The organism is Lutibacter sp. A80 (assembly GCF_022429645.1).
In the GTDB taxonomy this organism is placed as follows: Bacteria; Bacteroidota; Bacteroidia; order Flavobacteriales; family Flavobacteriaceae; genus Lutibacter.
Window position 1 is genome coordinate 1058106 of record NZ_CP092480.1, and the last position, 23483, is coordinate 1081588.

The window sequence follows — 23483 nt, forward strand, 5'->3', positions numbered from 1 at the left end:
AGAAAATTAGAATAATTTAAAGCAATAATTCTATATTGCACAAAATTTAAAATAAATTTTCAGTTAATAAAACAATAATTAATTAAAACTTTTAACATTGGATATCTCAAAAATTTTTTCAAATAACAAAAAGTGGATTGCTAAAAGACTTAAACATGACGAAGATTATTTTACAAATTTAGCAAAAGGTCAAAGTCCTGAAATTTTATACATCGGTTGCTCAGACAGCAGAGTAACTGCAGAAGATCTAATGGGAATGCGTCCTGGTGAAGTTTTTGTTCACAGAAACATAGCAAATATGGTTCCTAACACAGATTTAAGTGCAATGTCTGTAATAAATTATGCCGTTAGCCATTTAAAAGTAAAACACGTTGTAGTTTGTGGGCATTATTCTTGTGGAGGTGTTAAAGCTGCTATGCAATCTGAAGATTTAGGAATTTTAAATCCGTGGTTAAGAAACATTAGAGATGTTTATAGATTACACCAAACAGAATTGGATTTAATTACAGATGAAACTGAAAAATACAATAGATTGGTTGAATTAAATGTTCAAGAGCAATGTGTTAATGTTTTAAAAACTGCTGATATTCAAAAAGCAATTTTAGAAAATCGTGTTACCGTACATGGTTGGGTGTGGGATATACATTCAGGTAAATTAGTAGATTTAGAAATTGATTTCGACAAAATATTAAAAGATATTAGAGGTATTTACCACCTTTCAATTGAAAAAAATAGTTAATTATTTTTAATTTCTAAAAATAAAAAAGCTGTTTAAAAATTAAAAAATCATCAGGAAAAGATTCTGAAACAAGTCTAGAATGACGATTTTTTAAAGATTTTTAAACAGCTTTTTTTGTATAATTATATTTCCCTAAACAAAAAACTGAACAATAAATAACACAGCTATAACAATCATAATAGGTGTTATTTCTTTATATTTTCCTGTAAGTAATTTTAATAAAACATAAGACAACATTCCAAATACTATACCTTCAGCAATACTATATGTTAAAGGCATCATAATAATTGTAAAAAATGCTGGAATTGCTTCTGTAAAATCTTTTAAATCAATTTTCATTATTGGAGAAATCATAAACAACCCAACAATTATTAAAGCTGGAGCCGTTGCTGCGTCTGGAATTATCATAAACAATGGTGCAAAAAACAATGAAAGAGCAAACATACCTGCAACTGTTAAAGCTGTCATTCCTGTTTTTCCTCCTTCAGCAACACCTGCTGCACTTTCCACATAAGTAGTTACAGTAGAAGTTCCTAAAATTGCTCCTATAAAAGTACCTATAGAATCTGCAAATAATGCTTGTTTAACTCTTGGCACTTTTCCATCTTTATCTAACATTCCAGATTTTGAAGACACACCTATTAACGTTCCAACAGTATCAAACATATCTACAAATAAGAATGTAAATAATACAATTAACATATCTATTGTAAATACTTGTGAAAAATCAAATTTGAAAAATATTGGCTCAATAGATGGAGGTAAACTAACAAATGTAAAGTTTTCTGGAATTACAGTAACGCCAACAAATAAACCTAAAATAGTTGAAGTTAAAATTCCAATTAAAATAGCTCCTTTTATTTTTCTAGTTAATAAAACACCAATGATTAAAACACCAGCCATACCGACTAAAACAGCAGGATTTTTCATATCTCCTAAACTTACTAAAGTTGCTGGATTATCAACTACTAAACCTGTACCTTTTAAACCTATAAAAGCAATAAACAATCCAATACCAACTGAAACTGCGTGTTTTAAATTTAAAGGAATAGAATTAACTATTAACTCTCGAATGTTAAATACGGTTAATATTATAAAAATAATACCTTCTAAAAATACTGCTGTTAAGGCAAACTCCCAAGAATAGCCCATTCCAAGTACTACTGTAAATGCAAAAAACGCATTTAATCCCATACCTGGCGCTAAGGCAAAAGGTAATTTAGCAACCAAAGCCATTACTAAAGTTGCAATAACTGCAGACAATGCGGTTGCAGTAAAAACTGCATCTTTATCCATTCCTGCTTCGCTTAAAATCCCAGGATTTACAGCCAAAATATATACCATTGTCATAAACGTGGTAATTCCAGCAATAATTTCTGTTTTTAAAGTTGATTTATTTTCTGTTATTTTAAAAAATTTATCTAACATAATTATAGTTTATATATTCCATTTAATAGCTAAAGTTGGTCTTCCTTTTATTGCATCACTCCCACCAGCAAAATTTGATGAAATCTCTAATTCCCCTCCTACAGAAAATGTTTTATTTAAATGATACCATAATTGTGGTTCTGCTAAAAACACAGTATTATCAGACAAACCATTTTCTGTCCATAAATCTGCAAATCCTGTAAATGTTAATTTATCAGCTATTACATTCCAATACCAAGTTCCTGTTACCTGAAAATTCCCTTCTCCATCAGCTCCGGTAAATGCTTTATAACCTGCGTATGTAGAAAATCCCCACTTAGCATTTCCTTTACTATAATTTGCCCCAAAAATCCAAGCTTCTGGAATTGTAAAACTATTTGTATGTCCTGCATTGTATTCAACATGTAAACCAACTGGCATTTTTTCAGTTTTAAGCACACGGGCAATTTCATAATATGCATTACTTGTACCTGTTACAGAATCGTAATCAAAATCTACAAACGTAAAAGTGTTACCATATTTATCCATTTTAAAAAGTTCAAAAGTAGTAGTAAGGTGTCCTCTTTCAAAATCGTTATGCAGTTGAAAGTTTTGTGAAGTAACAATTGTTGTTACTAAAATTGCAAAAAGAAAGGTTAATTTTTTCATTGTTGAATACTATTTATGGTTAATTAAATTTAAACGTCAAAAATACGCTTTAAAACCATTGATAATTCATTTGTTAAAATTCAATTATTAACACTTAATTAACTATTTATAACCAGATTAAATAATAATTGGATGGTTATACTATTGATTTATATAATATTCAATAAAATATTATTAAAATTAAAAAACTAACAACCAATAATCTAAATTGGATAATAGTCCGTTAAAGCTTCTTAAAAATTGGGCTATATTTTCTATTTCCATAATTTATATTCAAAGAAAAATTAAATATTACATAAAAGAAATCGTTCATTTAAAAAAAGTATTGCTAATTTTATACTATTAGCTTTATAAAATTATTAAATTTGCATTTTAATTATTTATCGAAATGCAAAAAGAGTTTATTCCAAAATTGTTTTCACTTTTAAAACAAGGAATATCTAAAGAAACTTTAATTAAGGACATTCTTTCTGGTTTAATTGTAGGAATTGTAGCACTTCCTTTAGCAATTGCGTTTGCAATAGCTTCGGGTGTTTCTCCTGAAAAAGGGATAATAACAGCAGTAATAGCCGGATTGGTAATTTCAGTTTTTGGAGGAAGTAGAGTTCAAATTGGTGGTCCAACTGGTGCGTTTATTGTAATTGTTTATGGCATTGTGCAAGAATATGGTGTAAACGGACTTACAATTGCAACTTTTATGGCAGGTTTTATTATTATTATAATGGGCTTTGCTAAATTAGGAAATTACTTAAAATTTATTCCTTATTCACTTATTGTGGGTTTTACTAGTGGAATTGCACTTATCATTTTTTCATCTCAAATAAATGATTTTTTAGGACTTAATATTTCAAATGTTCCAGCTGATTTTATAGATAAATGGATCGCTTATTTTAATAATTTTGACAATATTAACTGGTATGCAATTGCAATAGCTACAGTAACTATTTTAATTACACTCTATTTTCAAAAATTAATACCTAAAATACCAGGTTCTATTATAGCTATTTTACTTGCCACACTTGTAGTACAATATTTTAATATTCCTGTTGCAACTATTGAAAGTAATTATGGTGAAATTCCTAGTAGCATAAGTATGCCTTCAATTCCAAAAGTAGATTTTGAAATTATAAAAGCCCTTATACAACCGGCATTTGCAATTGCAATTTTAGGAAGTATTGAATCGTTGCTTTCAGCTGTAGTTTCAGACTCTATGATTGGTGGTAAACACCGTTCAAATATGGAATTAATAGCTCAGGGAGCTGCAAATGCCTTTGGAGCTCTTTTTGGTGGAATTCCAGCAACTGGTGCTATTGCCAGAACTGCTACTAACGTAAAAAATGGTGGTAGAACTCCAATTGCAGGTATTGTACATGCTTTGGCGTTACTTGCTATTATGCTATTATTTGCTCCTTATGCAAAACTAATTCCAATGTCGTGTTTAGCAGGTATTTTAATTGTTGTAGCTTATCATATGAGCGAATGGAGACAATTTAAATCCATTTTAAAAGGAAATAAAACAGATGTTATTATTTTATTAACTACGTTCTTTTTAACTGTCATTTTTGATTTAATTATAGCTATTGAAATTGGAATTGTACTTGCTAGTCTTATGTTTATGAAAAGGATGAGTGAATCTATTCATATTAAAAATATTACTTCTGAAACTAAAACAGGTGAACACCTTTTTGATGAAGAATTATCTGACCTACCAAAAGAAGTACTGCTTTACGAAATAAATGGTCCTTTATTTTTTGGAGCCGCAAGGCAATTTCAAGAAACAATTACTGCCTTTAACAAGGATTACAAAGTTATTATTTTGAGAATGCGCTATGTTCCTATGATTGATGCTACAGGTTTTCAAAGCTTAAAAGAAATTATTAAAACTTTTAAAGAAGAAGGTATTTTAATAATATTATCAGGTATTAGCCCTGACCTAAGAGCTGATTTTAGAAAAAATGACATTTATTCGGTTATTGAAAGAAAATATATTGTTACCAATATAACTATGGCTATTTCTAGAGCTAAAAAGCATTTAAATATAGAAGAATAAGGTAGATTTCTACTTCCCATGTAGAAATTAATACCTTCATTCTTATTGAAGAAACTACAGTAACTAACAAACTAGCCATTATAATTACATTAACTTTATAAATAGTAACTATGCTCAATAATAAATATCTGGTTTAAAATCAATATTGTTTATTAAAACTATTGGTTTCCAAAAGCTGTTAAAACCAAGCTTCTGCTTCCGCCATTATCTCTATGTTCACACAAATAAATTCCTTGCCAAATACCTAAATTTAATTTCCCATTGGTTATAGGAACTTGAATTGAGTTCCCTAATAAAGAAGTTTTTATATGTGCTGGCATATCATTAGGACCTTCATAGGTATGTATATAATAAGGCATATTTTCGGGAACCATTGTATTAAAATGACTTTCAAAATCAGTTCTAACGGTTGGATCCGCATTTTCATTTATAGTTAAACTTGCAGAAGTGTGTTTTATAAAAACTTGCAATTGTCCTATTGAAATTTGTTTCAACTCTGGAAATGCTTTTATAATATCGGAAGTAATTAAATGAAACCCTCTTTTAAATGGTTTTAAACTTATATTTTTTTGATAAAATTTCATATACAATAATATATTAATGATACCTGAACAAGCACAACAAGTAGATGTAACTACTAATACTTACACCATCTTTTTTATAAATAATGGCTTAATTATATAAATAACAACTATTTATTGAACATATTTTGTTTTTCTTATAAAGAAAAGTAAAACAAACGAAATTAAAAAGAAAACTGCTAAAAACAGTACGCTCCATTGCATTGAACCTGTTAAAGAAACCAATAACCCAAATATAAGCATACCAAAAACAATGGCTATTTTCTCAGTAACATCGTAAAAACTAAAATAAGTTGCATGGTCCGTTGTATCTGGTAATAATTTAGAATATGTTGATCTTGATAAAGATTGTATAGCTCCCATTACTAATCCAATAAGAGCTCCTAATCCATAAAAATATAAATTAATATTTTCTTGAGATTTATCTAACAAAAAAGCAATAAAACAAACAATTGTCCATATTAAAACAGTGACTTTTAAAGTTGAAATATTCCCAATTTTGTCTGACAATCTAGAAAATACAAAAGCGCCAACAATACCAACAATTTGCACCACTAGAATAACTGCAATTAGATCTAAGGTAGGTAATCCTAATTCTTTGCTACCAAAAATACCAGCCATTAAAATAATTGTTTGTACACCTACACTATACATAAAAAATGAGCTTAAAAACAATTTTAATTCTGGATGCTGTTTTAATCCCTTAGCTACTATTTTTAATTCGTGTAAACCTTTCCAAATAAAATCTTTTTTAGGCTTTCTATTATATACATTATTTGGAAGTTTAGCATAAGTTATTTGAGCAAAACCAAACCACCAAACACCAACTATTAAAAAAGTTAATCGAGATGCAAAACCTGCGTTTGGCAATCCAAATAATTCAGGTTTATTAATCATTACCAAACTTAATAACAATAATAAAATAGAGCCTGAATATCCAAAAATAAATCCTTTTGCACTTACATCATCTTGCTGTTCGGGATGTGCAACTTCTGGTAAATAAGCATTATAAAAAACAATACTTCCCCAAAAACCAATACTTGCTAATATTGTAAATACAATACCTACCCATAAACTTGCTTCATCTTTAAAAAAGAACAAGCACATAACAGATAGAGATCCTAATAAACAAAATGCTTTTAAAAATTTTAATTTATTGCCTGTATAATCGGCAATACCAGATAAAATTGGTGAAATAAATGCCACAATTAAAAATGAAAAAGCTAATGTATAATCGTACAAGGTAGTTGGATTCCACTGTGTGCCTAAAAAAGTAATTTCTCCTTCAACATTTGCAAAAGACTCTGTTAAACTACTGTAATAAATTGGAAAAACAGCAGTACTAATTACTAAAGAATATACCGAATTTGCCCAATCGTAAAACGCCCAAGCATTTATAAGCTTTTTATCACCTTTTTGTAACATATATTATTTTTAATAAAAAAACCGCTCCTAAATTAGAAACGGCTTACAATATACTATAAATATTTATTTCAATTAATTATATACAAACTAATCTACACTGTACTGTTTTGCCAACTCAACTGCTGTTGGTAAATAGGCTCTTAAATTTGCAATTCTTGATTCGTTAGACGGGTGCGTACTTAAAAATTCTGGAGGAGCACTACCGCTATCTGCGCGTTCACTCATTCTAATCCATACATTAATTGCTTCTTCAGGATTGTATCCAGCCATAATCATAAATACCATTCCTAACTTATCGGCTTCTGTTTCATGTGTCCTACTATAAGCTAACATACCAACTTGTGAGCCAACACCATAAATTGTATTCCACAATTGTTGTGTTTTTGGATCTTTATTATTAGTTCCAATCGCTACTGCAATACCTCCTAATTGTTGACCGTAAGCACTAGTCATACGTTCTTGTCCGTGTTTAGCAAAAGCATGTGCTACTTCGTGCCCCATAACAGCGGCAATTCCATCAGTATTGGCACATATTGGTAAAATTCCCGTATAAAAAACTACTTTTCCACCAGGCATACACCAAGCATTTACTGTAGCATCGTCTATTAAATTAAATTCCCAACGGTAACTATCTGCCTCACTAACCATATTATTAGCTCTCATAAATTTATCTACAGCTTTTGATATTCTAGCCCCTACAGTTTTCACTTCATTAGTCATTGACATGTCTGTAGAAATTTTATTTTCTTCTAAAAACCCTTCATATTGTGCAAAACTTGAAGGTAATATTTCGGCATCGCTAACAAAATTAACACGTTTTCTTCCAGTTATTGGAACTGTACTACAACTAATTATAAAAAGTAATACCAATATTAAAGAAATATTTTTTTTCATTTTCATCTTTTTTAATTGTTATTTTTGGCTTAAAGTAACAAATTCTATCTTTACCAACAAATTTAAAACTTTAATGAAGCAAAATAAGCCTAATACCCCAAATAAAGCAAAGAATATTCCAAAAATTCCAAGGTCTGTAATAATTCCTGGAAAAATACTACAATCTATTGCGCCTCCTCTTGCAACTAAATATGCTATAAAATTATTTACAACTCCCATAAAGTATAAAACGCCAGAGCGAGAACAAATAATGGCTAAAAGTGCTCAAAAAGAAATGCTTTTTATTCCTGAGTTAAATAAAAAAGTTATGGTATATACTTATGGGTATTCAAAAAAGAAAGTTTTATTGGTACATGGTTGGTCTGGTAGAGGTACTCAATTGTATAAAATTGCAGATAAATTATTAGAAAATGGATTTATGACCATAAGTTTTGATGCTCCTGCACATGGAAAATCTGAAGGTAAAAAAACTATGATGACCGAGTTTATTGCTGCTTCAAATTATATTGAAAAAAAATATGGCCCTTTTGAATATGCAATAGGACACTCTTTAGGTGGAATGACCGTTTTAAATAACATTAAACAAGGTTTAGCTATTAAAAAAGCAATAGTAATTGGTGCTGGTGATATTATTACAGATATTTTTAACGTATTTGTAAGTAAAATTGAACTAAATCAAAAAATAGTACCTAGAATGAAACGCTATTTTTTAAATAAATTTGGTGAAGATGTAGATAACTATTCAGCAAGTTTAGCCGCAAAAGAAGTTAAAATTCCTACTTTAATAATACATGATGAAGAAGACAAAGAAGTTACTGTAAGTTGTGCACATAATATTCGTCAAAATACTAAACAAGGTGAACTTTTAATAACAAAAGGGTTAGGACACACTCGAATTTTAAAAGATGATTTTGTTGTAGACAGTATTATTGAATTTATAAAAAGAAACCCTTAAAATGAAAAAACTACTCTTATTTTTAGTTACAACTATTTGTATAATTTCAACTAATTATTCTCAAGAGAAAAAAGATAAAATTATGGTTAAAAAAGTTAATAAAACTGAGGAACAATGGAAAAAAGAATTAACTCCTCAAGAATATTATGTTTTAAGAGAAAAAGGAACAGATAGACCAAGTGAAGGTGGTTTAACTTCACATTTTGAAAAAGGAACCTATTATTGTGCTGCTTGTAATGCACAACTCTTTGAGTCTAATAGTAAATATGAATCGCATTGTGGGTGGCCTTCTTTTGACGATGCTATTGAAGGATCTGTTAACTTTGTTAAAGATACTAGTCATGGTATGATAAGAACTGAAATAATTTGTGCTGCTTGTGACGGACATTTAGGTCATGTTTTTGATGATGGTCCAAAAGAAACTACAGGGCAACGTTATTGTGTAAATACAACTTCTATAAAATTTGTAAAGACCGAAAATTAGTATTAAAAAATTAAACAAAAAAGCTGTTTGAAAAGTCTAAACTTATATCAAACAGCTTTTTTTAAATATATAGAAAGTTTTTTAATTCAATTCTGATAAAATATTTTCAGGAATTTCAATTTTATCACTGTACATTTTCCATAATTTAAAACCTCCAGCAACATTAACTATATTTTTAATATTGTTATGATTTAAAATAAGTTCTGCTAAATATCCTCTTAAACCTCTTTGACAAAAAACAATAACAGGTTTATTAAATGTTTTAATAGTCTCAATATTATTTCTTAAAGAATCTAGTGGAAAATTAACAGCAGTTGGAATTGTTCCATTTTCATATTCTTCTACTGTTCTAACATCAATTAAAGTATAATTTTTTAATTTATCTTCATTTAAAAAATTATTTAATTCTTCAACCGAAATTTGTGAAGCCTTATTATTTAAAATATTTTCTGTTACAAAACTAGTTACTACAACTGGATCTTTTGCTGGAGAAAATGGTGGTGCATATGCCAAATCTAATTGTGCTAAATCTGTAATTTTTAATTTTGCATAAATAGCTGTACTTAAAACATCTACACGTTTATCAACGCCTACCTCACCAAACAATTCAGCTCCTAAAATTTCTTCCGTTTCTGAATTATAATAAATCTCTGTAATTAAATCTGTTTGATTTGGATAATAACCTGGAGTTGCTCCTGCAATTGTAAGTACTGTTTTAAAAGGAATTTTCAAAGTTTTTAAGGCTTTTGGATTTAAACCTGTACGTGCCAATGTATAATCAAATACTTTTACAATAGCTGTTTTATAAGCTCCTTTAAATTGAATATCTTGTCCAACAGCATTTGCTCCAGCTGCTCTCCCCGCTTTATTAGAATGTGTTCCTAAAGGAAAATAATCGTGCGCACCTGTTTGCAAGTTTTTAATAGCAACATTATCACCTGCAGCAAACACATCTTTAATAGATGTTTCCATACGTTCATTTACTTTTAAAGCCCCATTACCAATATGTTCTGCTCCATTTTCAAGCAATAAATCCGTATTTGGTTTAATACCAACACTTAAAATAACAAAATCTGTTTTTATGGTGTTACCGTCTTTAATTTTAATTCCATTAATTTTCCAATTTTCATCTAGTACAAATTCCGAAACTAAACTAGACGTTAACACCTCAATTCCTTTTTCTTTTAAAACTGTTTCTGCAAAATTCCCAAATTTTTGTTGCCACATATTTAAAACTTGATTGTCACCTTCAATTAATGTAACTTCTTTACCGGCTTCTTTCAGGTTTTCAGCAACTTCAACACCAATTAATCCAGCTCCAATAACAGTAATATGTTTTGATTTCGAGGCTAAACCTTCTTTGGTTATTTTATCAAAATCAATCATACTTCTACAAGTAGACCAATTAGTGGCTTTTTCAATATTTTTTATTGGAGGTACAATTGATTTTGCGCCAGTTGCAAAAACCAACGTATTATAACTATAATCTCCTTTTTTTGAATACACAACTTTATTTACTGTGTCTATTTTTACAATTTCTTCATTTAAACGTACATCAATATTAAAACGATCTCTTAATAAATCAGGCTCAACTACAATTAAATTACTTCTATCTTCTATAACCCCAGAAAATGCGTAAGGCATTCCACAAGTAGCATAGCTAATATTTGCTCCTTTTTCAAACAAAATTATCTCTGCATTTTCATTTTCTCTCCTTGCTTTAGCTGCTGCTGAAGGTCCAGCGGATAATCCCCCAATTACTATTATTTTTTTCATTCTATATTATTATGTTTATGCAAATTTTTAATTTTTTTTTAAAACAGAACGTAATTAATATTACTATTTCGTTTACGTAATTATTGTTACCTTTTACTTTAAATTTAATGTTTAAAACTACTTTTTACATTTAATTATCCAAACAATTATAGTATTAAGTTTTAATTTATAAAGACCTTAAAATTAATAGGATTCCTAAAATTTAATAATATACATTACAAAACATAAAATGAGCTTTATAAAAATTGATTTTTATTGATTTTTGTTATCTTTGCAATTCTAAAAAATCGATGCAAGAATATGTTTAATAATTTAAGTGATAAATTAGATAAAGCCCTTCATGTACTAAAAGGTCATGGAAAAATTACAGAAGTAAATGTTGCCGAAACTTTAAAAGAAGTAAGAAGAGCGCTTTTAGATGCCGATGTTAACTTTAAAATAGCCAAAAACTTTACAAACACTGTTAAAGAAAAAGCCTTAGGACAAGATGTATTAACATCTTTAAATCCAGGGCAATTAATGGTTAAACTTGTAAAAGATGAGTTAACTGAATTAATGGGTGGAGAAACTGTAGGTATTAACCTTTCGGGTACACCAACCGTTATTCTAATGTCTGGTTTACAAGGTTCTGGTAAAACTACTTTTTCTGGAAAATTGGCAAATTACTTAAAAACTAAAAAAACTAAAAATGTTTTATTAGTTGGGTGTGATGTATACAGACCAGCCGCAATAAATCAGTTACAAGTTGTTGGAGAACAAATTGGAGTTGAAGTTTATGCCGAAGTTGGTAATCAAAACCCTGTTGAAATTTCTTTAAATGCACTTAAACATGCTAAAGAAACTGGCAAAAATGTAGTTATTATTGATACCGCTGGTCGTTTAGCTGTTGATGAAGCTATGATGACAGAAATTTCTAATATCCACAAAGCTGTAAAACCACATGAAACCTTATTTGTAGTAGATTCTATGACTGGGCAAGATGCTGTAAATACAGCCAAAGCCTTTAATGATATTTTAAATTTTGAAGGTGTTGTTCTTACAAAATTAGATGGTGATACTCGAGGTGGTGCTGCTTTATCTATAAAATCTGTAGTTAATAAACCAATTAAATTTATTGGTACTGGTGAAAAAATGGAAGCCATTGATGTTTTCTATCCAGATCGTATGGCTGACAGAATTTTAGGAATGGGAGATGTTGTTTCTTTAGTTGAACGTGCTCAAGAACAATACGATGAAGAAGAAGCTCGAAAAATTCAAAAGAAAATTGCAAAAAATCAATTTGGCTTTGACGACTTTTTGAAACAAATTCAGCAAATCAAAAAAATGGGTAACATGAAAGATTTGATGGGAATGATACCTGGTGCTGGAAAAATGATGAAAGATGTTGATATTGATGACGATGCTTTTAAAGGAATTGAAGCAATGATACATTCTATGACACCTAGCGAACGAACAGAGCCTAAAATTATTAATGCAAATAGAAAAAAACGAATTGCTAAAGGTTCTGGAACAAGTATACAAGAAGTAAATCAATTGCTAAAACAATTTACTCAAATGAGCAAAATGATGAAAATGATGCAAGGTGGTGGCGGTAGACAAATGATGCAAATGATGAAAGGTATGGGAAAATAAGTTTTAGTAGAAAGCTTTAGTTTACAGTATCAGTTGGCAGTAATAGTAGTAGTTGGCAGTTTTAAATACCAAACCCTAAGCTTATTTTTGTATTCTTTAAATTGAGTAAGGATGTCACCTTGAGCGCAGTAGAAAGGTTTTTTAATTAAATGGGATATGACTAAAAACTTAATCAATAAAATTTTTAATAGCAAAAAATACAAGCTATTACTTTTTATATGTTTAAGTTTTATTATATATATTTTTTCATATACAAATGGAATATTTTGGGACAATGTATTGTTTGCTTCAAAAATGGGAAACCATCTTTATAACTCGAATATATTTAATTGGAATATTCCCGATAGTTTTGATCCAGGACATCCCCCAACTTTAGGTTTTTTGTTAGCAATAATTTGGAAAGTAATGGGACATAAACTATGGGTATCACACCTATTAATGATTCCATTTACGGTTGGATTGTTTTATCAAATACATAAATTTGTATCATATTATTTTAAAGATAATTTAATCATCCTTCTTGGTTTTATTTTAATTTTTGCTGATCCAACACTATTTACTCAGCTTGTAATAGTTAACCCTGAAGTTATTCAGCTATTTTTCTTTTTTTTAGCTGTAAACTCAATATTATATAACAAAAATACCCTAAAAGTTAGTGCTTTATTTTTTCTAAGTATTATAAGCTATAGAAGCATGATGCTATGTGCTGGAGTGTTTTTATTTGATTTTTTCAATAATTTAATTATTCATAAACAAAAGATTAAAACATTCTTTAATTCTAAGTTTATTTTAAACTATGTAATTGCTAGCCTGCCTGCATTAATTTATATAACTTGGAGATTGATTGAAAAAGGCTGGATTCAAACTCACCCTAATTCTCCTTGGTTTGATTTATGGCATTTTACCTCAGCTAAAGAATTTTTAAGAAATATTGCTGTTTTAGGTCATAGATATATCGATTTTGGAAGGATTTTTCTTATTTTGTTTATTATCTATAGTTTTATAAAATTTAAAAAAAACATCCTCACTCAAAAAATTAAACAACTAATATTACTAGCAATTACATCTGTTTTAGTAATCGTTATTACAAGTTTAATTACTACAAATACTTTTGGACACAGATATTTTATTGTTTCTTATATTGCATTAAATCTACTAACATTTGTAATTATTAAACATTTTTACATAAATAAAAAAATTATCTATATCTTTCTTTTATTTGGGTTAATTTCTGGTAACTTTTGGATCTATCCAAGGAATATAGCTCAAGGATGGGATGCATCACTTGCACACGTTCCATATCATAATTTAAGAATTGAAGCAATAAAATATTTAGATAATAATCATATTAAAATTGAAGATATAGGGACTTTCTTTCCAAATGCTACCTCAATAGATAATATTGATTTAAGTGGAGATTTAAGATCTTTTCGTATTTTTGACTTTAAAAATGAATATGTACTATTTTCAAATGTATATAATCTTTCTGATGAAGAATATCATTCGTTAGATACTAATTATAACATCATAAAACAATTCAAAAACAAAGGGATTTACATAAATATTTATAAATTAAAAAAATGATACTACTCGACGGAAAAAAAACATCAGCTGATTTAAAAATTGAAATAGCTGCATCTGTAAAAGAATTAAAAGCTAAAGGTCAAAAAACACCTCATTTAGCGGCTATTTTAGTTGGTACAGATGGCGCTAGTATGACGTATGTAAATGCTAAAGTAAAAGCTTGTGAATTGGTTGGCTTTAATTCAACATTAATTGATTTACCTGAAGAAACTTCTGAAGCAACATTATTACAAGAAATTGACGCTCTTAACAATAACGATGATATTGATGGTTTTATAGTACAATTACCATTACCAAAACATATTGATGAACAAAAAGTTTTAATGGCTGTAAATCCAGATAAAGATGTGGATGGATTTCACCCAACAAATGTTGGAAGAATGACTTTAGATTTACCTTCATTTTTACCTGCAACACCGTTTGGTATCTTAGAATTATTAGAACGTTATAACGTAGAAACTTCTGGTAAACATGTTGTAGTTATTGGTAGAAGCCACATTGTAGGTCGTCCAATGAGTATTTTAATGAGCCAAAAAAGACCAGCTGGAAATGCAACAGTTACAGTTGCCCACAGTAGAACTAAAAACTTAAAAGAACTTTGCCTTCAAGCAGATATAATTATTGCTGCATTAGGTATTCCAGAATTTTTAACTGGCGATATGGTAAAAGATGGTGTTACAATTATAGATGTTGGAATTACACGCGTTGAAGATGCTTCAAAAAAACGTGGTTATCGTTTAGCTGGAGATGTACACTTCGAAAGCGTTAGTCCTAAATCTGCATATATAACTCCTGTTCCTGGAGGTGTAGGCCCTATGACTATTGCTATGCTAATGAAAAATACTTTATTAGCTTGTGAACGTAAAAACTAAACAATCATACAATTTAAAAAAAGGTTTCACTAGTTGAAACCTTTTTTATTTCTCTCTATTAACCAACTCCATTGAAAAAGCAGGTAAACAAACTGCAATATACTCACATGGTTCATTAAAAGGATTTGAATACTGAACTCTCGTTCCTTTTAAAATTTTTATAGATTGTCCAGCTTCTAAAACAATTATATCTCCATCTATATTAAATTGTTTTTTCCCTTTAATAATATAAGTATACTCATCAAATTCAGGGGTCTGAAAAGGTTCACTCCATTTTGCTGGAGCAATCATTCGAGCAATACTTAACTCTGAAACAATACTAGCTAAGCCAAAATGCTCTTCAATTAATTTACCATCTGTTGTAGGTACTATAAATGGTGCTTTTTGTATATTATATTTTTTCATTTAAATAACTTTTAGTTGTTTACTAATATAGCTTACTATTTTTTATTTTATTATTGATTAAAAATACAAAAATTGCAATAAAAACTGTAAATTAGTAAGAGAATCTCATCTCTATTGATAGTATAAATTTTAAATCTAAAAAAATGAAAATTACATTTTTAGGAGGAGCTGAAACAGTTACTGGATCGAAAATTTTATTAGAAATTAATTACAAAAAAATATTAATTGATTGTGGTTTATTTCAAGGTTTAAAAGAATTACGTCTTAAAAATTGGGAAAAACTTCCCATCGATTTAAATGAAATAGATATCGTTTTTCTTACGCATGCACATTTAGACCATTCTGGATATTTACCCGTTTTAATAAAAAATGGTTACAAAGGAGCTATTTATTGTACTGAAGCAACTAAAGATTTAACCAAAATTATTTTATTAGATAGTGGAAAAATTCAAGAAGAAGATGCTAAACGACAAAATAAATACAAGTACACAAAACACAAACCAGCAAAACCTTTATACGATATAGAAGATGCTAAAACTACAATTTCTCATCTTAAAACTTTTGAATTAAATAAGTGGTATAAACTTGATAATGAAATTCAATTTAAATTTTTAAATAGCGGACATATTTTAGGAAGTGCTATTATTTTAATAAAAGTAAATGAAAAAATAATAGCTTTTTCAGGCGATTTAGGAAGAAAATCTCCCATTATATTACCACAATTTGAATATATTGAAAAAGCAGACTACTTAGTTGTTGAATCTACATATGGAAATAGAATACATAAAAAAGATTCAATTATAGATAATCTTCTTAAATATATAACACACACCTATTCAAAAAAAGGAGTTTTAATAATTCCAACATTTTCTGTTGAAAGAGCTCAAGAAATTATATACTTATTAAGTATTTTAAAACGTGAAAAAAAACTACCAAACATTCCAATTTATTTGGATAGTCCAATGGGAGTTAACGCTACTGAAGTTTATTTTAAACATAAAGAAATTCATAATTTAACCGAAAGCGATATAAAAAGTATGTTACAAACGGTTCAATTAATTAGTGATGTTAGTGCTTCAAAAGCTGTAGTTAATAATAATGCCCCTAAAATTGTTTTAGCTGGTAGTGGTATGCTTACTGGCGGTAGAGTTTTACATTATTTAGATAAATATATTGAAGATAAAAAAAACAGTATTTTAATTGTCGGATTTCAAGCAGAAGGTACCAGAGGAAAAACGCTTTTGTCTGGTGACTCTGAAATTAAGTTTTTTGGTAAATACCATAAAATAAACGCTGAAATATTTAAAATAAATGCATTTTCAGGTCATGCAGATCAATCTGAATTATTAGATTGGCTTAATCATTTTAAAACAGCACCAACTTTAACTTTTATAAATCATGGTGAACCACATCAAAGTCAAGCCTTAAAAGTTAAACTAAAAACTGATTTAAATTGGAACTGTACAGTTGCTAAAATGAATAAATCATATTATTTAACTTAATTTTAAAGTATTTTGTTAATGTAAAAACTAAATAACAAAACATTATAAGTTAAATTTATTATAGAGCTTTAAACTAAAAATTAAAGTTCTATTTGTTTATAAAATAAACTATCTATAAAATTAAATTGAAATAATAAATAGACTTAACATTTCATAAAATTTTAACCAAAACAATTTCTCTAAAAAATTCTATTTTTAAGAAATTATTTCGCAATTTTGTTTCATAATCTTATAAAATAATAACAAATGCCTTCTATATCAACTAAAGGAAAAAATATGCCTGAGTCACCAATTAGAAAATTGGTTCCTTATGCCGAAAATGCTAAAAAAAGAGGAATAGAAGTATTTCATTTAAATATTGGACAACCAGATATTAAAACTCCAGATTGTGCTTTACAAGCTATTAAAAACAATACTGTTGAAGTACTTGCTTACAGTAGATCTGAAGGATCTGAAGAATACCGTACAAAAATTGCAGACTATTATGTTAAAAATAATATTAATGTAACTGCAAACGAAATTATTGTTACAACTGGTGGTTCTGAAGCCTTATTATTTGCTTTAGGAAGTATTACTGACCCTGGTGATGAAATTATAATTCCTGAACCATTTTATGCAAACTATAATGGATTTTCTATTGGTTCTGGTGTAAATATTCGCCCAGTTATTTCTAAAATTGAAGATAATTTTGCTTTACCAGCAATATCAGAATTTGAAAAACTAATTACTCCTAAAACAAAAGCAATCTTAATTTGTAACCCTGGAAATCCAACAGGATATTTATATTCAAAAGAAGAGATTCAAAAATTAGCTGAAATTGTGAAAAAACACGATTTATTTTTAATTGCTGATGAAGTTTACAGAGAGTTTGTTTACGATAACATACAACATCAATCTGTTCTAAGTAACTTTGGTTTAGAAGAAAATGCAATTATAATTGATTCAGTTTCTAAACGCTACAGTATGTGTGGTGCTCGTATTGGTTGCTTAGTTTCTAAAAATAAAAATGTAATAAAAACTGCACTTAAATTTGCACAAGCACGTTTAAGTCCCCCAACATTTGCTCAAATTGCAAGTGAAGCAGCTCTAGAAACACCACAAACTTATTTTGATGAAGTAATTGTTGAATATAAAGATCGAAGAGATACGCTAATTCAAGAGCTTCAAAAAATTAAAGGTATAAAAGTTGCAAATCCAAAAGGAGCTTTTTATTGTGTTGCAGAATTACCTATTGATAATGCCGATAAATTTGCTCAGTGGTTATTAGAAGACTATAACTCAAACAATCAAACTGTTATGGTAGCTCCTGCTGCAGGTTTTTATAGCACCGAAGGAATTGGTATTAATCAAGTAAGAATAGCATACGTTTTAAAGAAAGAAGATTTAATTAGATCTGTAGCTATTTTAAAAGATGCAATTGAAAAATACAATCAAATTTAAATTGAATATCCTACACAACATTTCTTTAAAAAAATACAATACGTTTGGTGTAAATGTTTACGCCAAACGTTTTGTTGAAATAAATTCTATACCTGAACTAAAAACACTTTTAACTACAGAAAAAGATGTTTTTTTAATTGGCGGAGGAAGCAATATGCTGTTAACTTCAGATATTGAAAAATTAGTTATTCACTTAAATTTAAAAGGTATAATTGTTAATGACACCGAAAAAGATACTGTTTTTGTAACTGCAGAAGCTGGTGAAAATTGGCATGATTTTGTAATTTGGTGTATTTCACAAAATTATGGAGGTTTAGAAAATTTATCATTAATTCCTGGTAATGTTGGCACCTCTCCTATTCAAAATATTGGCGCTTATGGTGTAGAAATTAAAGACACTTTTCATCAATTAGAAGCTATAGAAATAGCCACTGGTAAAACAACAACTTTTAACCATAGCGACTGTAATTTTGGTTATAGAAACTCCGTTTTTAAAAATCAACTAAAAGGAAAGTATATTATTACCAGTGTAACTTTTAAACTGACTAAAAACAACCATAAAACAACTATTAGTTACGGAGCAATTAAAGATGTTCTTAAAAATATTGAGGCTCCAACTTTAAAAGATATTTCTAATGCTGTAATTTCAATAAGACAAAGCAAACTTCCTGACCCTAAAAAAATAGGAAATAGTGGTAGTTTTTTTAAAAATCCAATTATAGATATTGAATTATTTAAAAAACTACAAGAAAAACATCCAAGTATTCCAAATTACAAGGTTTCGTCAACAGAGATTAAGGTTCCTGCAGGTTGGCTTATTGAACAATCTGGTTTTAAAGGTAAACGTTTTGGAGAAACCGGCGTACACAAAAAACAAGCATTGGTTTTAGTAAATTATGGTAATGCAACAGGTAAAGAAGTTTACCTATTAGCAAAAAAAATACAGCAAACTGTTTTAGACAAATTTGCTGTACCTTTAGAAATTGAAGTAAATATTATTTAATTAAACTGTTACTTCTAATAAATTACAAGTCCCTTTAATTGTAACATTTTTTGTTGTTGCTGGAACTAAAATTGTTTCTCCAAAATTAATGGTTTCAGATTTTCCATTAACAGTAATTATTCCATCTCCTTCTACACACATAAAAATTACAAAAGAATCTGTTTCAGTGTAATCTAAGTTTAATTCTTGTGCTACAGGAATAAAATTTGTTTTAAAATACTCGCATTTTACAACATTATTTAATTTATTTTTTTCGGAAGTATAAGTTCTAACAGTATCTATATCATCACTAAAATTAAGTGCGTCCACAGCTAATTCTGTATGTAGTTCTCGTTCATTTCCTGCATCGTCTACTCTATCAAAATCGTAAATTCTATAAGTTATATCTGATGTTTGTTGAATTTCAGCCAAAACAATTCCTGCACCAATTGCATGTACTGTTCCTGTTTCAATAAAAAATGCATCTCCTTTTTCTACTGGAACATCATTTAAAACAGACATAATTTTCTTTTCTTCTAACAACTTAACATAGGCATCTGCATTAATTGTTTTATTAAATCCTAAAATTAATCTAGCACCTTCATCTGCTTGCATAATGTACCACATTTCAGTTTTTCCAAAGGAATTATGACGCTTTTTAGACAAAGCATCATTTGGATGTACTTGTACAGACAAATCTTGTTTTGCATCGATAAATTTAATTAACAATGGAAAATTTGTTCCAAAATTAGCAAAGTTATTTTTACCTAATAAATCAACGGTATACGTTTCTAATAATTCTTTTAAAGATTTCCCTTTTAAAGCACCATTTTCCACTATAGAAACATCTCCTTTAACATCAGAAATTTCCCAACTTTCACCTATATCTTTTAAATTAGATTTTTTATTTAATTTATTTACTAATTTATCTCCACCCCAAATTTTATCTTTTAAAATTGGTTGAAATTTTATTGGATAGTTTAACATTATTTAATTATTTGTTTTAAATTTTTAATTACGTAATCTATTTCTTCAACGGTATTAAACTTACTAAATGAAAAACGAATTGACGTTTTATTCTGCTCTTTTTCAGGCAAAATAGCATTTAGTACATGTGAACCTTTATTACTTCCACTTTGACAAGCGCTTCCTCCAGAAACTGCAATTCCTTTTAAATCTAAATTAAAAAGTAACATGGAATATTCTTTTGGAAAACGAACATTTAAAATAGCATAACTACTCTTATTTTCACTTTCAGAACAACCGTTAAAAATAATTCCTTCAAAAGATTTCTTTAATTCTTTTATAAAATAATTTTTAATTTTTTTTATATATTCTTCATCTTCTTTTAAATTTAAATACGCTAATTCTAAAGCTTTTTCCATTCCTAAAATACCGTGTACATTTTCGGTTCCTGCTCTTGCTCCTCTTTCCTGTTCTCCACCATGTAAAATGGGATAAATACCAAATCCCTTTTTAATATAGGCAAAACCAACACCTTTTGGACCGTGAAATTTATGTGCACTTGCTGCAAAAAAATCAACTGGAACTTCTTTAACATTCATATTAAAATGTCCTATGGCTTGTACCGCATCAGAATGAAACAACGCATTATTTGATGTACATAAATTAGAAACTTTTTCGATGTCTAAAAAGTTACCAATTTCATTATTTACATACATTAAACTCACCATTTTTTTTGATGTATCCTGTTGTAATAGTTGCTCTAAATGCTCATAATTTAATATGCCATTTTCATCCAAATCCACCCAATGTACACTAATATTAAATTCCTTTTCTAAATCTTTAATAGTATGTAAAACTGCATGGTGTTCAATTTTTGAAGAAATTAGAGTAGTAACGCCTAAATTGGTAACTGCATTCCGTAAAATTAGGTTGTCAGCTTCACTTCCTCCAGCTGTAAAAACAATTTCATTAGCCGAAGCATTAAAGTGTTTTGCTATATTTTTTCTAGCAGTTTCAACTAACGATTTCGCCTTTCTTCCTATTTGATGAATTGAAGATGGATTTCCATAAAAACTACTCATAGAACCCGTAATTGTTTTAATTACTTCGGGTAAAATTGGTGATGTTGCTGCGTTATCTAAATAAATATTTTTCATCAAATGCAAAATTAACTAAAATAGTTGGTATCATTTAACGTTAGATTATATAAAACAATTATTTTTGCTTTTATAAAATATAAATATGAAAAAATTAATAACATTTTTTATAGCTTTTACGCTATTATCTTGCAATGATGGTGATTTTGATATTCCAGATTTTGAATTCACCGAAGATATCAATAGCTGTGGAGAAACTATTTTATACAGATTAAACTCTGGAAGTACTGAAGTTATAATTTTACAGCTTTCTGAAAGTGATTTAGGAACAACCGTTGGCGAAAAATCATATGAAATCTCTACAACTCAAAATGTAATTTATAGAATTTTTGATGATGCCATTGATTCTGATTATTTCTGCCAAGAAATTCCTCCAGCTACTCCTCAGGTTTTAAAAGAATTGGAAGCAGAAAGCGGAACTATTGTAATTAATACAATTGCAATAGTTGATGATGAAAATGAAGATGAAAATGAAGAAGAGGAAATTATAGGATATACCTATGAAATTACTATTTCAGATTTATTATTTTTAGACGATAATGACCGTATATTTTTTGAAACATTTTATTTTGGTACAAAATAAAAAATATTTTATTTTTTAGGATTCTGATAAATGTAAACTTCTGTAGCTCCTAGACCATATTTTTTAAAAGAAGCTGCGTATACATCTACATGATAGTTTTTTAATAAAAACTCTAATTCTGTTTTTAAAACTCCAGCTCCTACACCGTGAATAAATACAACTTTAGGAATTCTATTTCTAATGGCATATTCAATTTTATGTTTGGCAGTTTCAATTTGTAAATTCAACATATCATAATTATCCATATTTCTTGTAGATTTTGTAAGTTGATGAATATGTAAATCTACTTCCATTGGTGGAACATCATCTGGTTTTAACGATGATTTAAATTTAGGAGCATTACGTTTATTTGAAGTTTCATTTATTTTCTCCAATAAATTTTCATCAGCAATATCGCTATATTTAGATAATTCAAACTGACTTTCTTTAATAATAACTAATTCATTTGGTAAAAAATCAAAAGAAAAACCATCTGTAGATTCTATACTAATAGCATTTTTTTTGATTGCAATTACCTTTCCTTTTATTACATCGTCTAAAACCGCAACGGTGTCTCCAATTTTAAATTCCATGTGTTTTTATATAATTTTTAAATCCACAAACCACTTATTATTAGTGAAATAGACAATATGCTTTAGTCTACTTTTAGTTCGCTTTTTTATTTCTTAACTTTTAAATAATATTATTGAAAATACTTAATTTGTATATAATTCTATATTTGTACAAAAATAGGATATGATTGATACTGTAGCTATAAATACTGAACAATTTTTTAAACAATCTAAAAAAGACCTAACAATCGATAGCGAAAGAATTAATTTATTAACCAATATTGTACATTATATTTCTAATGAAATTAAAAAAAACAAGAAGGTTTATTTAAATTTTATTTGCACTCACAACAGTAGAAGAAGCCAACTATGTCAAGTTTGGGCCAAATATGCTCTAGATTATTATAAATTAAAAAATATTGAATGTTTTTCTGGCGGAACAGATGTTACTGCTTTTTATAGAAATACAGTTAAAACTTTACAAGAAGTTGGTTTTAAATTTGAAATTTTAGAATTTTCGCATCAAAATCCAGTCTATGCTATAACTTATAAAAATTGTGAAACCCCAATTATTGTTTTTTCTAAGATATATAATAATGAACTTAACAAAAAACCTTTTATAGCTCTTACAACCTGCTCAAATGCCGAAAAAGATTGTCCTCATATATCTGAAGCTATTGAACGATTTTATATTCCGTTTAACGATCCTAAAAATTTTGACAATTCTTTATATAAAGCTGAAAAATATTTAGAAACTAATAAACAAATTGCTGGAGAAATACATTTTATTTTTGATTTGGTTAAAAAGTCCATTTAATTTTTTAATTTT

At 28.3% G+C, this 23483-nt stretch carries 22 protein-coding genes; 12 read left to right on the forward strand and 10 right to left on the reverse strand.

Annotated elements, in window-relative coordinates:
- Positions 1-97 precede the first annotated feature (97 nt).
- Complete coding sequence (locus tag MHL31_RS04725) at positions 98-739, forward strand: carbonic anhydrase (RefSeq protein WP_240227931.1); 642 nt, start codon at positions 98-100, stop codon at positions 737-739.
- A 132-nt stretch (positions 740-871) separates the two neighbouring features.
- Here MHL31_RS04725 and MHL31_RS04730 read toward each other — a convergent pair whose 3' ends face one another.
- Complete coding sequence (locus MHL31_RS04730) at positions 872-2167, reverse strand: NCS2 family permease (protein ID WP_240227932.1); 1296 nt, start codon at positions 2165-2167, stop codon at positions 872-874.
- Between the two features lie 9 nt (positions 2168-2176).
- Positions 2177-2815, reverse strand: coding sequence for a DUF5020 family protein (locus tag MHL31_RS04735; RefSeq protein WP_240227933.1), 639 nt, complete (start codon positions 2813-2815; stop codon positions 2177-2179).
- Positions 2816-3203: 388 nt separating this feature from the next.
- Between MHL31_RS04735 and MHL31_RS04740 the strand changes: the two genes are divergently transcribed.
- Positions 3204-4865: a SulP family inorganic anion transporter gene (locus MHL31_RS04740; RefSeq protein ID WP_240227934.1), complete on the forward strand. Its 1662-nt coding sequence runs from the start codon at positions 3204-3206 to the stop codon at positions 4863-4865.
- 158 nt (positions 4866-5023) lie between these two features.
- On the opposite strand, the gene MHL31_RS04745 is transcribed toward MHL31_RS04740, so the two are convergent.
- From MHL31_RS04745 to MHL31_RS04755, 3 genes are all read right to left on the reverse strand, one after another.
- Positions 5024-5449: a secondary thiamine-phosphate synthase enzyme YjbQ gene (locus tag MHL31_RS04745; protein WP_240227935.1), complete on the reverse strand. Its 426-nt coding sequence runs from the start codon at positions 5447-5449 to the stop codon at positions 5024-5026.
- Positions 5450-5560: 111 nt separating this feature from the next.
- A complete protein-coding gene (locus MHL31_RS04750; RefSeq protein WP_240227936.1) occupies positions 5561-6871 on the reverse strand; it encodes an MFS transporter in 1311 nt (436 codons plus the stop codon).
- 87 nt (positions 6872-6958) lie between these two features.
- A complete protein-coding gene (locus MHL31_RS04755; protein ID WP_240227937.1) occupies positions 6959-7765 on the reverse strand; it encodes a M48 family metallopeptidase in 807 nt (268 codons plus the stop codon).
- Between the two features lie 73 nt (positions 7766-7838).
- Between MHL31_RS04755 and MHL31_RS04760 the strand changes: the two genes are divergently transcribed.
- Together MHL31_RS04760 and msrB are read left to right on the forward strand one after the other, a co-directional pair.
- A complete protein-coding gene (locus MHL31_RS04760; RefSeq protein WP_240227938.1) occupies positions 7839-8720 on the forward strand; it encodes an alpha/beta hydrolase in 882 nt (293 codons plus the stop codon).
- A 1-nt stretch (position 8721) separates the two neighbouring features.
- A complete protein-coding gene (gene msrB / locus MHL31_RS04765) occupies positions 8722-9204 on the forward strand; it encodes a peptide-methionine (R)-S-oxide reductase MsrB (RefSeq protein ID WP_371824139.1) in 483 nt (160 codons plus the stop codon).
- 81 nt (positions 9205-9285) lie between these two features.
- Here msrB and MHL31_RS04770 read toward each other — a convergent pair whose 3' ends face one another.
- Complete coding sequence (locus MHL31_RS04770; RefSeq protein ID WP_240227939.1) at positions 9286-10980, reverse strand: FAD-dependent oxidoreductase; 1695 nt, start codon at positions 10978-10980, stop codon at positions 9286-9288.
- A 300-nt stretch (positions 10981-11280) separates the two neighbouring features.
- Here MHL31_RS04770 and ffh point away from each other — a divergent pair, with 300 nt between their 5' ends.
- From ffh to MHL31_RS04785, 3 genes are all read left to right on the forward strand, one after another.
- A complete protein-coding gene (ffh, locus tag MHL31_RS04775) occupies positions 11281-12612 on the forward strand; it encodes a signal recognition particle protein (protein WP_240227940.1) in 1332 nt (443 codons plus the stop codon).
- Between the two features lie 294 nt (positions 12613-12906).
- The gene (locus MHL31_RS04780) at positions 12907-14196 is read left to right on the forward strand and encodes a hypothetical protein (protein ID WP_240227941.1); all 1290 of its coding nucleotides are present in this window, start codon (positions 12907-12909) and stop codon (positions 14194-14196) included.
- Positions 14193-15068 carry a bifunctional 5,10-methylenetetrahydrofolate dehydrogenase/5,10-methenyltetrahydrofolate cyclohydrolase gene (locus MHL31_RS04785; RefSeq protein ID WP_240227942.1) on the forward strand — a complete coding sequence of 292 codons (876 nt, stop codon included), beginning with the start codon at positions 14193-14195 and terminating at the stop codon, positions 15066-15068. Before MHL31_RS04780 ends, MHL31_RS04785 begins: the two co-directional genes overlap by 4 nt.
- Positions 15069-15113: 45 nt before the next feature.
- Here MHL31_RS04785 and MHL31_RS04790 read toward each other — a convergent pair whose 3' ends face one another.
- The gene (locus MHL31_RS04790) at positions 15114-15473 is read right to left on the reverse strand and encodes a cupin domain-containing protein (protein WP_240227943.1); all 360 of its coding nucleotides are present in this window, start codon (positions 15471-15473) and stop codon (positions 15114-15116) included.
- 143 nt (positions 15474-15616) lie between these two features.
- On the opposite strand from MHL31_RS04790, the gene MHL31_RS04795 reads away from it, so the two are divergent.
- The 3 genes from MHL31_RS04795 (at position 15617) to murB (ending at position 19418) form a co-directional block, all read left to right on the forward strand.
- On the forward strand, positions 15617-16975 hold the full coding sequence (locus MHL31_RS04795) for an MBL fold metallo-hydrolase RNA specificity domain-containing protein (RefSeq protein WP_240227944.1): 1359 nt from the start codon (positions 15617-15619) through the stop codon (positions 16973-16975).
- A 246-nt stretch (positions 16976-17221) separates the two neighbouring features.
- Positions 17222-18415, forward strand: coding sequence for a pyridoxal phosphate-dependent aminotransferase (locus MHL31_RS04800; RefSeq protein WP_240227945.1), 1194 nt, complete (start codon positions 17222-17224; stop codon positions 18413-18415).
- Position 18416: 1 nt separating this feature from the next.
- Positions 18417-19418: a UDP-N-acetylmuramate dehydrogenase gene (gene murB / locus MHL31_RS04805; protein WP_240228851.1), complete on the forward strand. Its 1002-nt coding sequence runs from the start codon at positions 18417-18419 to the stop codon at positions 19416-19418.
- Here the strand turns inward: murB and MHL31_RS04810 are convergent, their stop codons facing one another.
- Positions 19419-20384, reverse strand: a complete 966-nt coding sequence (locus MHL31_RS04810; protein ID WP_240227946.1) for a type I phosphomannose isomerase catalytic subunit — start codon at positions 20382-20384, stop codon at positions 19419-19421.
- On the reverse strand, positions 20384-21520 hold the full coding sequence (locus tag MHL31_RS04815) for a cysteine desulfurase family protein (protein ID WP_240227947.1): 1137 nt from the start codon (positions 21518-21520) through the stop codon (positions 20384-20386). The genes MHL31_RS04810 and MHL31_RS04815 overlap by 1 nt, the downstream gene beginning before the upstream one ends.
- An 85-nt stretch (positions 21521-21605) precedes the next feature.
- Here MHL31_RS04815 and MHL31_RS04820 point away from each other — a divergent pair, with 85 nt between their 5' ends.
- Positions 21606-22103, forward strand: a complete 498-nt coding sequence (locus tag MHL31_RS04820) for a hypothetical protein (RefSeq protein WP_240227948.1) — start codon at positions 21606-21608, stop codon at positions 22101-22103.
- A gap of 8 nt (positions 22104-22111) precedes the next feature.
- On the opposite strand, the gene MHL31_RS04825 is transcribed toward MHL31_RS04820, so the two are convergent.
- Entirely contained in the window at positions 22112-22675 is a 564-nt protein-coding gene (locus MHL31_RS04825) for a DNA mismatch repair protein MutS (RefSeq protein WP_240227949.1), read from the reverse strand.
- A gap of 163 nt (positions 22676-22838) precedes the next feature.
- Between MHL31_RS04825 and MHL31_RS04830 the strand changes: the two genes are divergently transcribed.
- Positions 22839-23471, forward strand: a complete 633-nt coding sequence (locus tag MHL31_RS04830) for a hypothetical protein (RefSeq protein ID WP_240227950.1) — start codon at positions 22839-22841, stop codon at positions 23469-23471.
- Positions 23472-23483: the final 12 nt, after the last annotated feature.

What these genes read in the sequence shown, in the direction of transcription:
- MHL31_RS04730 (WP_240227932.1), bottom strand. Translation starts at nt 2,167, where the DNA reads ATGTTAGATAAATTTTTTAAAATAACAGAAAATAAATCAACTTTAAAA.
- MHL31_RS04735 (WP_240227933.1), bottom strand. Translation starts at nt 2,815, where the DNA reads ATGAAAAAATTAACCTTTCTTTTTGCAATTTTAGTAACAACAATTGTT.
- MHL31_RS04740 (WP_240227934.1), top strand. Translation starts at nt 3,204, where the DNA reads ATGCAAAAAGAGTTTATTCCAAAATTGTTTTCACTTTTAAAACAAGGA.
- MHL31_RS04745 (WP_240227935.1), bottom strand. Translation starts at nt 5,449, where the DNA reads ATGAAATTTTATCAAAAAAATATAAGTTTAAAACCATTTAAAAGAGGG.
- MHL31_RS04750 (WP_240227936.1), bottom strand. Translation starts at nt 6,871, where the DNA reads ATGTTACAAAAAGGTGATAAAAAGCTTATAAATGCTTGGGCGTTTTAC.
- MHL31_RS04755 (WP_240227937.1), bottom strand. Translation starts at nt 7,765, where the DNA reads ATGAAAAAAAATATTTCTTTAATATTGGTATTACTTTTTATAATTAGT.
- MHL31_RS04760 (WP_240227938.1), top strand. Translation starts at nt 7,839, where the DNA reads ATGAAGCAAAATAAGCCTAATACCCCAAATAAAGCAAAGAATATTCCA.
- msrB (WP_371824139.1), top strand. Translation starts at nt 8,722, where the DNA reads ATGAAAAAACTACTCTTATTTTTAGTTACAACTATTTGTATAATTTCA.
- MHL31_RS04770 (WP_240227939.1), bottom strand. Translation starts at nt 10,980, where the DNA reads ATGAAAAAAATAATAGTAATTGGGGGATTATCCGCTGGACCTTCAGCA.
- ffh (WP_240227940.1), top strand. Translation starts at nt 11,281, where the DNA reads ATGTTTAATAATTTAAGTGATAAATTAGATAAAGCCCTTCATGTACTA.
- MHL31_RS04780 (WP_240227941.1), top strand. Translation starts at nt 12,907, where the DNA reads ATGGGAAACCATCTTTATAACTCGAATATATTTAATTGGAATATTCCC.
- MHL31_RS04785 (WP_240227942.1), top strand. Translation starts at nt 14,193, where the DNA reads ATGATACTACTCGACGGAAAAAAAACATCAGCTGATTTAAAAATTGAA.
- MHL31_RS04790 (WP_240227943.1), bottom strand. Translation starts at nt 15,473, where the DNA reads ATGAAAAAATATAATATACAAAAAGCACCATTTATAGTACCTACAACA.
- MHL31_RS04795 (WP_240227944.1), top strand. Translation starts at nt 15,617, where the DNA reads ATGAAAATTACATTTTTAGGAGGAGCTGAAACAGTTACTGGATCGAAA.
- MHL31_RS04800 (WP_240227945.1), top strand. Translation starts at nt 17,222, where the DNA reads ATGCCTTCTATATCAACTAAAGGAAAAAATATGCCTGAGTCACCAATT.
- MHL31_RS04810 (WP_240227946.1), bottom strand. Translation starts at nt 20,384, where the DNA reads ATGTTAAACTATCCAATAAAATTTCAACCAATTTTAAAAGATAAAATT.
- MHL31_RS04815 (WP_240227947.1), bottom strand. Translation starts at nt 21,520, where the DNA reads ATGAAAAATATTTATTTAGATAACGCAGCAACATCACCAATTTTACCC.
- MHL31_RS04820 (WP_240227948.1), top strand. Translation starts at nt 21,606, where the DNA reads ATGAAAAAATTAATAACATTTTTTATAGCTTTTACGCTATTATCTTGC.
- MHL31_RS04825 (WP_240227949.1), bottom strand. Translation starts at nt 22,675, where the DNA reads ATGGAATTTAAAATTGGAGACACCGTTGCGGTTTTAGACGATGTAATA.
- MHL31_RS04830 (WP_240227950.1), top strand. Translation starts at nt 22,839, where the DNA reads ATGATTGATACTGTAGCTATAAATACTGAACAATTTTTTAAACAATCT.